We start from the raw sequence: 6,846 nt of genomic DNA, 5'->3' as shown, positions 1-6,846 counted from the left end.
ACCTTCTGCTCGGCCATGCCGAACTCGGTCCCCCGGTGCTCGACGAACATGTCGAACTCCTCGAACGAGTCCTCGTCGAGCAGCAGGTCGATCCGCTCGCGCGCCGTCAGCTTGCCCTTGGCGTGCTGGGCCGCGACGCGGCGCTCGCCGCCTCCGGCTCGGGCCTGGGTCCGGCGGCGTTCGAGTTCTTCGAGAATGTGCTGCAAGGAAGACTCCGGCCCGGTGCGTGAACGTCGCAAAGATCGGATTTGCGAGCTTGAGGGCTGAAGGCTCAAGAAAATTGAGGTTTCGGGGAGGGCTTGCGAACTTGCATCTTGTGAAATAGCAAAGTTGCGAAATGGGAGAGAAGTTGTTCATCGGGCCGCGCCTGCGGCTGCTGCGCCAGGGCAAGGGCTGGAAGCTGGAGGCCTGCGCGGCGCAGCTGGGCCTATCGGCCAGCTACCTGTCGCAGATCGAGGCCAACCAGCGGCCGGTCACCGCCCGGGTGCTGATCGACGTCATGCGGGTGTTCGAGGTCGACGCCGCCTCGCTGGACGCCGCCGACGACCAGCGGCTGATCGCCGACCTGCGCGAGGCCAGCGCCGATGCGCCGTCCGGTGGGGAAGCCCCCAGCCTGTCGGAGATCAAGGCGGCGGTGGCCAACACCCCCAACCTCGCCAAGGCGTATCTCGATTTGCACCGCGCCTATCGCCGGCTCGACGAGCGGCTGAAGGCGACCGAGGAGGCGGTGTCGCTGGACGAGCGCGGGGCGGCCAGCGCGCTGCTGCCCTACGAGGAGGTCCGCGACTTCTTCCACTACAAGAACAACTACATTCACAGCCTCGACGTCGCCGCCGAGGCCCTGGCGGGCGAGATCGGCGGGGGCGGCGAGCGGGCGTTGGAGGCCTGGCTGGCCGACCGCTTGAACGTGCGCGTGGCCCGCAGCGGCGAGGCCGACCTGCTGCGCCACTGGGACCCCGCCAGCCGGACCGTGACCGTCGGCGCGGCTCACCCCGAGGCCACCCGCAGCTTCCAGCTGGCCTACCAGATCGCGGCGCTCACCCTGTCCGACATCGTCGAGGCCGAGCTGGCCGCGGCGGGTTTTCGCAGCGACAGCGCCGCCAAGGTCTGCCGTACGGGCCTGCTGAATTACGCCGCCGGCGCCCTGGTCTTGCCCTACGAGCGGTTCCGAGAGGCGGCGCGGGCGGCGCGGCACGATGTCGAACGGCTGGCGCTCTCCTTCCAGACCAGCCTGGAGCAGGTGTTCCACCGGCTTTCGACGCTGCAGCGGCCGGGCGCGCGGGGCGTGCCGTTCTATTTCGTGCGGCTGGACCGGGCCGGCAACATCACCAAGCGCCACAGCGCCACGCGCCTGCAGTTCGCCCGCTTCGGCGGGGCCTGCCCGCTGTGGAACGTCCATGACGCCTTCGCCCGGCCCGACGCCTGGCTGGTGCAGCTGGCCCAGATGCCGGACGCGACGCGCTACATCTGCCTGGCGCGGGGGGTGGTGAAGCCGTCGGGGGCCTATCGCCAGGCCGAGCGGCGCTATGCCCTGGGCCTGGGTTGTGAGGCCCGCTACGCCGACCAGCTGGTCTATGCCGACGGGCTGGACCTGGCCGGTCCCTCGGCGCCGATCGGGGTCAGCTGCCGGATCTGCGAGCGCGACGACTGTTCCCAGCGCGCCTTCCCGCCGGTGGACCGGGCCTTCGAGGTGTTCGAGGACGACCGCCGCTGGGTGCCGTTCTCGCTGCGGCCTTGAAGCCAAGCCCATAACGAAGAAGGGGGCGCTTGCGGCGCCCCCTCCGTAACTCCGATCGAAGGCGACCTACGCCTCGATGTCGACGTCCTTGGTTTCCTTCAGGAACAGGATGCCGATCACCGCCGTCACCCCGGCCACCGCGATCGGGTACCAGAGCCCGTAGTAGATGTTGCCCGTGGCCGCGACCATGGCGAAGGCCGTGGTCGGCAGGAAGCCGCCGAACCAGCCGTTGCCGATGTGGTAGGGCAGGCTCATCGAGGTGTAGCGGATATTGGTCGGGAACATCTCGACCAGCATGGCCGCGATCGGGCCGTAGACCATGGTGACGTAGATCACCAGCAGGGTCAGGACGAACACTACCAGCGGCTTGTTGACCTTGGCCGGGTCGGCCTTGGCTGGATAGCCGGCGGTCTTCAGGGCCTCGCCCAGCTTTGCTTCCCAGGCCTTCTTGGCGGCGGCGAACTCGGCCTTCGGCAGGGTCTCGCCGCGGAACGAGGGCAGGGTGGCGCCGCCGATGCGGACCTCGGCGGTCTCGCCGGCCGCGGCCGGCTGGTTGTTGTAGCTGACGCCGGCCTTGGCCAGGTACGACTTGGCCAGGTCGCAGGAGGTGTTGAACACCGTCTTGCCGATGGGGTCGAACTGGAACGAGCAGTCGGCCGGGTCGGCGACCACGGTCACCGGGGCCGAGGCGGTGGCGGCGGCCAGTTGCGGGTTGGCGGCGCTGGTCAGGGTCTTGAACAGCGGGAAGTAGGTCAGGGCGGCCAGGGCGCAGCCCAGCATGATGATCGGCTTGCGGCCGATCTTGTCCGACAGCCAGCCGCAGACCACGAAGAACGGCGTGCCGATCAGCAGGGCGATGGCGACCAGGGTGTTGGCCAGGGCGCCATCGACCTTGAGCATCTTCTCGATGAAGAACAGGGCGTAGAACTGGCCGGTGTACCAGACCACGGCCTGGCCGGCGGTCAGGCCCACCAGCGCGAGAATGACGATCTTCAGGTTGCCCCAGCGGGCGAAGCTGTCCTTCAGCGGCTGCTTGGTGCCCTTGCCCTCGTCGACCATCTTCTGGAACGACGGGCTCTCGGACAGTTGCAGGCGGATCCACAGCGACACGCCGAGCAGGGCGATCGAGATCAGGAACGGAATGCGCCAGCCGAAGGCCTGGAAGGCGTCCTCGCCCACGGTCGAGCGGGTGGCCAGGATCACCACCAGGCTCAGGAACAGGCCGAAGGTCGCGGTGATCTGGATGAAGCTGGTGTAGAAGCCGCGACGCCCGTGCGGGGCATGCTCGGCGACATAGGTCGCAGCCCCGCCGTACTCGCCGCCCAGGGCCAGGCCCTGGATCAGGCGCATCACGACGAGGGCGATGGGCGCGATGACGCCGATCTGCTCGTAGCTGGGCAGCAGGCCGACGACGAAGGTCGACAGGCCCATCAGCAGCATGGTGACGAGGAAGGTGTTCTTGCGGCCCCAGAGGTCGCCCAGGCGCCCGAACACCAGCGCCCCGAACGGCCGCACCGCGAAGCCGGCCGCGAAGGCCAGCAGGGCGAAGATGTAGCCCGTGGTCTCGTTCACGCCCGAGAAGAAGTGGTGGGTGATGTAGGTCGCCAGCGAGCCGTACAGGTAGAAGTCGTACCACTCGAAGACCGTGCCCACCGACGCCGCGCCGATGACCAGGGCGTCCTTGCGCTCCACGACCTTACCGTCCTTAGCGCCAGACGTCGCAGCGGCGTCAGCCATATCCCTCATCTCCTCCTAGGTCGCCGTCTCTATGCGGCGTTGTGGTTGAGTGCAGGTATGGCAGGCCGTGGCGCCGCTACGGAAGGGGAACTTTCGGGGAACGTCGGGTTCCGAACGGTGATTTTTCGGCTTGACGGGTTACCGGTAGCAAGTCTTGCGGGGCTTGCCATCCCGCATGCTGGAATCAGGCCTTGGCGGGGGTCTCCCTGGCGATGGCGCGCTTTTCACGCGAGGTGTTCCGCCGGCCGACGAGGGCGGCCAGGGCCTCGTCGAGCATCGGATAGGCGAAGCGGAAGCCGGCGTCGCGGGCCGCCGCCGGCAGCACCTTCTGGCCGCTCAGCAGCAGCTCGTCGGCGAACGGTCCCAGCGCCGCGCGCAGCGGCCAGGCCGGGGCGGGGAGCAGGGCCGGGCGGTTCAGCACGCGGCCCAGGGCGGCGGCGAAGGCGCGGTTGGTCACCGGCCGCGGCGCCGTGGCGTTGACCGCGCCCTTCCACTGCGGGGTGGCGATGGCGTGGGCGATCATCCGCACGACGTCGTCCAGGTGGATCCAGCTCATCCAGTGGCGGCCGGCCCCGAACGGCCCGCCCAGGCCGAACTCGAACGGCGTCAGCATCCGGGAGAGCATGCCGCCCTCGGTGGAGAGGACGAGGCCGATGCGCAGCCGCACCACCCGCACGCCATGGGCCTCGGCGCGGATCGCGGCCTTCTCCCAGAGGGCGCAGATGAAGCGGGAGAAGCAAGGTTCGCCGCCGTCGGCCTCTGTCAGCGGCTCGTCGCCGCGCAGACCGTACCAGCCGATGGCCGAGCCGCTGACCAGCACCTTGGGCTTCTTTTCCAACCGGGCGATCAGGGCGACCACGGCCTTGGTGGTCCGCACCCGGGAGCGGACGATGCGGCGGCGCTTGGCGATCGTCCACAGGCCGTCGGAGATCGGCTCGCCGGCCAGGTTTACGATGGCGTCCAGCCGCGTGTCGTCGGCGATCTGGTCAAGGTCGGTGACGATGCGGATCGGGGCTGGCAGGGCGGCGGCGTTGGCTCTGGCGCGGGTCAGCACCGTCACCTCGTGGCCGGCCCCGACCAGGGCCGCGACCAGGCGGGCGCCGATCAGGCCGGTGCCGCCGGTGACCAGCACCGACCGGCGCGGGGGCAGGGCGGCGACCAGGGGCGTCGGGTCATCGACCGCGATCCGCGCCGTCCGCCCGGCGGCGGCCAGGTCGCGCAGGCCGCTCACCACCACGCCGACGGCGGCGATGGCGCAGAGGATGCTCCAGGCGCCATGGAAGGCGGGCACGACGCCGGTCGGACGCTGCGCCCAGCCCAGCAGCAGCGGCGTCAGTATGGCCAGCACCACCCCGTAGTTCAGGGTCAGCAGGGTGTGCAGCACGCGCTCGCTGGCCGGCAGCTTGCGGGTGCGGTCCTCCTCGACGAAGTCCCACAGGGTGATGACCAGTTCGCCGGCCATCAGGGCCAGCAGGGCGATCGCCCAGGCGCCTTCGGGGCGGCTCCAGCCCAGGGCGGCGAACATCACCCCATAGGCCAGGTTGCGCACGCCGTGCAGGATGAGCTCGCTCTTCTGCGACGGCTTCCAGGCCAGGCGCTGGGTCAGTTCGTGGTGGTAGAGCGTGTCGAAGCCGCCCATGGCCACCTGCACGAAGACCAGGATCCAGATCAGGTCGGTCATTGGCGGAGCTCCCGAGGTTCGGCGGCGCGTTCGCGGAACACGCCGACCTGGCGCATCACCTCGCCCAGCAGGGGGTGATGCAGGCGAAGGACGAAGTCGAAGCGCCCGTCGGGGCGGTCCACGTGGCTGATGGTCAGCTCGCCGGGCGCCAGCCAGGCCGGCAGCCGCAGGCGCATGGGGCCGATCGCAAGGAAGTAGTGGTCGCTGTGGAAGTGCAGGGCGCGCGCGTCGGCGCTGACGGCCAGGGCGATGCCGAAGCCGCCGCCCAGATACTCCTCCAGCCCCGTGGGGCCGGCGAACCGCTTGCTGCTGTGGATCACTTGGGGAAATCCATGGGCGCGGCCGTACATCCGGGTCCAGAACTGGCCGCCGGCCTGATGGTCTTCCGTCACGGTGACGACCGCCGCCACGCCCAGGTCGTCGCCCAGGGGCAGGGGCGCGCCGATCAGGCGGCACAGCTGGGCCAGGATCCAGCCGGCGGCGTTGCGGCGGCTCTCGACGATCTCGCCGGCGTAGGTGACGGCCAGGCCGGGCGCCATCCGCTTGCTGAACCGCTCGCGCACCACCGGCGGCAGGCCGGCCCAGGCTTCCGTCCCCAGCAGGGCGGCGAAGCGCAGGTCGTGCAGGGTGTCGGGACGTGCCATCGGCGCTGCCTGGCGGACCTGGGCCGGAACCTCTTGAGCTGCGAGACGAAACATCTGCCTTCCCCGTATTCTCAGTTATTTCTGTAAAAACAGAAATCGTCGGTCAAAATTTTTGAGGCGTCCCCCGACGCCCCCGTGCCGGGCGCGACGCCCTATGGGGGCGGCTTGCTCCGGCCCAGGCCCAGCAGGGCCACGACCTTGGTCCCCATCTTGATCAGCGCCATCAGGGTGGAGGGCGGCACGGTCAGCATCTGGCCGTACCAGCCGTCGATGGTGCTGACGAACTCGTGCATCGAGCGCAGGCGGCTCTTGGCTGTCTTGCCCAGGGTCGGGTCGCCGTCGGCGGCGGCCAGCACGTGGGTCAGGGCCTCGACCATCGGATCGATCTCGCGTTCCTTGCGGCCCTCGGCGATGCGGGTGAGCATCAGCCAGAGATCGGCCTCGGCCTCGTAGTGGTCGCGGCGGTCGCCCAGCACGGGGATACGGCGGATCAGCTTCCAGCCGATCAGCTCCTTGATGCTGTTGGACACGTTGGAACGGGCCAGGCCCAGGGTCTCGGCGATGTCCTCGGCCGTCATCGGCTTTTCGGCCAGATAGAGCAGGGCGTGGATCTGGGCGACCGACCGGTTGACGCCCCACTGGCCGCCCATGTCGCCCCAGCGCAGGACGAACTGCTCGACCGCGGCGGGGAGCTTTCTGGTCATGTCAGCTGTTTCTGTCATGACAGAAATATCAGTCCGAAGGGTTTCGGAGTCAAGCGCCTCTTGTTGTCATCCCGGCCGCAGCGAAGCGGAGCGCCGGGACCTCCCACGGTTCAGGCGGCAGGCGTGGGAGGTCCCGGCTCTACGGACCGCTGGCGCGGTCCTCCGGCCGGGATGACAAACCTGTTTGGATGGCCGATCGACGCGTTGCTCTCATTCCGTCATTCCGTGGTCGCGAGCGGGAAGGGGAGCCGCACCGCCTTCATGACGAAACATGACCAGCCGGTTCTGTGGCTTGATTTGTAATATCAATACGAAGATATTCCGCCCGCAAATCCGGCCGCG

General features: G+C 69.1%; 6 protein-coding genes. 1 reads left to right on the top strand and 5 read right to left on the bottom strand.

Features of this window, described 5'->3' with window-relative positions:
* Positions 1 to 206 (bottom strand): carboxyl transferase domain-containing protein (locus tag AC07NG_RS23705; RefSeq protein WP_494596760.1); only part of this gene is annotated, 206 nt, incomplete at its 3' end.
* Positions 207 to 349: 143 nt separating this feature from the next.
* Between AC07NG_RS23705 and AC07NG_RS23700 the strand changes: the two genes are divergently transcribed.
* On the top strand, positions 350 to 1,738 hold the full coding sequence (locus AC07NG_RS23700; protein WP_494596759.1) for a helix-turn-helix domain-containing protein: 1,389 nt from the start codon (positions 350 to 352) through the stop codon (positions 1,736 to 1,738).
* 66 nt (positions 1,739 to 1,804) lie between these two features.
* Here the strand turns inward: AC07NG_RS23700 and AC07NG_RS23695 are convergent, their stop codons facing one another.
* The 4 genes from AC07NG_RS23695 to AC07NG_RS23680 form a co-directional block, all read right to left on the bottom strand.
* Positions 1,805 to 3,475 (bottom strand): MFS transporter, encoded by a 1,671-nt coding sequence (locus AC07NG_RS23695; RefSeq protein WP_494596757.1) that lies wholly within the window; start codon positions 3,473 to 3,475, stop codon positions 1,805 to 1,807.
* A 184-nt stretch (positions 3,476 to 3,659) separates the two neighbouring features.
* A complete protein-coding gene (locus AC07NG_RS23690) occupies positions 3,660 to 5,156 on the bottom strand; it encodes a TIGR01777 family oxidoreductase (protein ID WP_494596756.1) in 1,497 nt (498 codons plus the stop codon).
* A complete protein-coding gene (locus AC07NG_RS23685) occupies positions 5,153 to 5,854 on the bottom strand; it encodes a DUF4166 domain-containing protein (protein ID WP_494596755.1) in 702 nt (233 codons plus the stop codon). The genes AC07NG_RS23690 and AC07NG_RS23685 overlap by 4 nt, the downstream gene beginning before the upstream one ends.
* Before the next feature lie 98 nt (positions 5,855 to 5,952).
* A complete protein-coding gene (locus AC07NG_RS23680; RefSeq protein ID WP_494596754.1) occupies positions 5,953 to 6,504 on the bottom strand; it encodes a GbsR/MarR family transcriptional regulator in 552 nt (183 codons plus the stop codon).
* Positions 6,505 to 6,846: the final 342 nt, after the last annotated feature.

This window comes from Caulobacter sp. GW821-FHT10C03 (genome assembly GCF_059415485.1).
The sequence above is the reverse complement of the archived record's forward strand: the minus strand, read 5'-3'. Positions and strand labels throughout refer to the sequence as shown.

Bases quoted from the DNA above. Each gene is read 5' to 3' on its own strand.
- AC07NG_RS23690 (WP_494596756.1), bottom strand. From the start codon at position 5,156: ATGACCGACCTGATCTGGATCCTGGTCTTCGTGCAGGTGGCCATGGGC.
- AC07NG_RS23685 (WP_494596755.1), bottom strand. From the start codon at position 5,854: ATGTTTCGTCTCGCAGCTCAAGAGGTTCCGGCCCAGGTCCGCCAGGCA.
- AC07NG_RS23695 (WP_494596757.1), bottom strand. From the start codon at position 3,475: ATGGCTGACGCCGCTGCGACGTCTGGCGCTAAGGACGGTAAGGTCGTG.
- AC07NG_RS23680 (WP_494596754.1), bottom strand. From the start codon at position 6,504: ATGACCAGAAAGCTCCCCGCCGCGGTCGAGCAGTTCGTCCTGCGCTGG.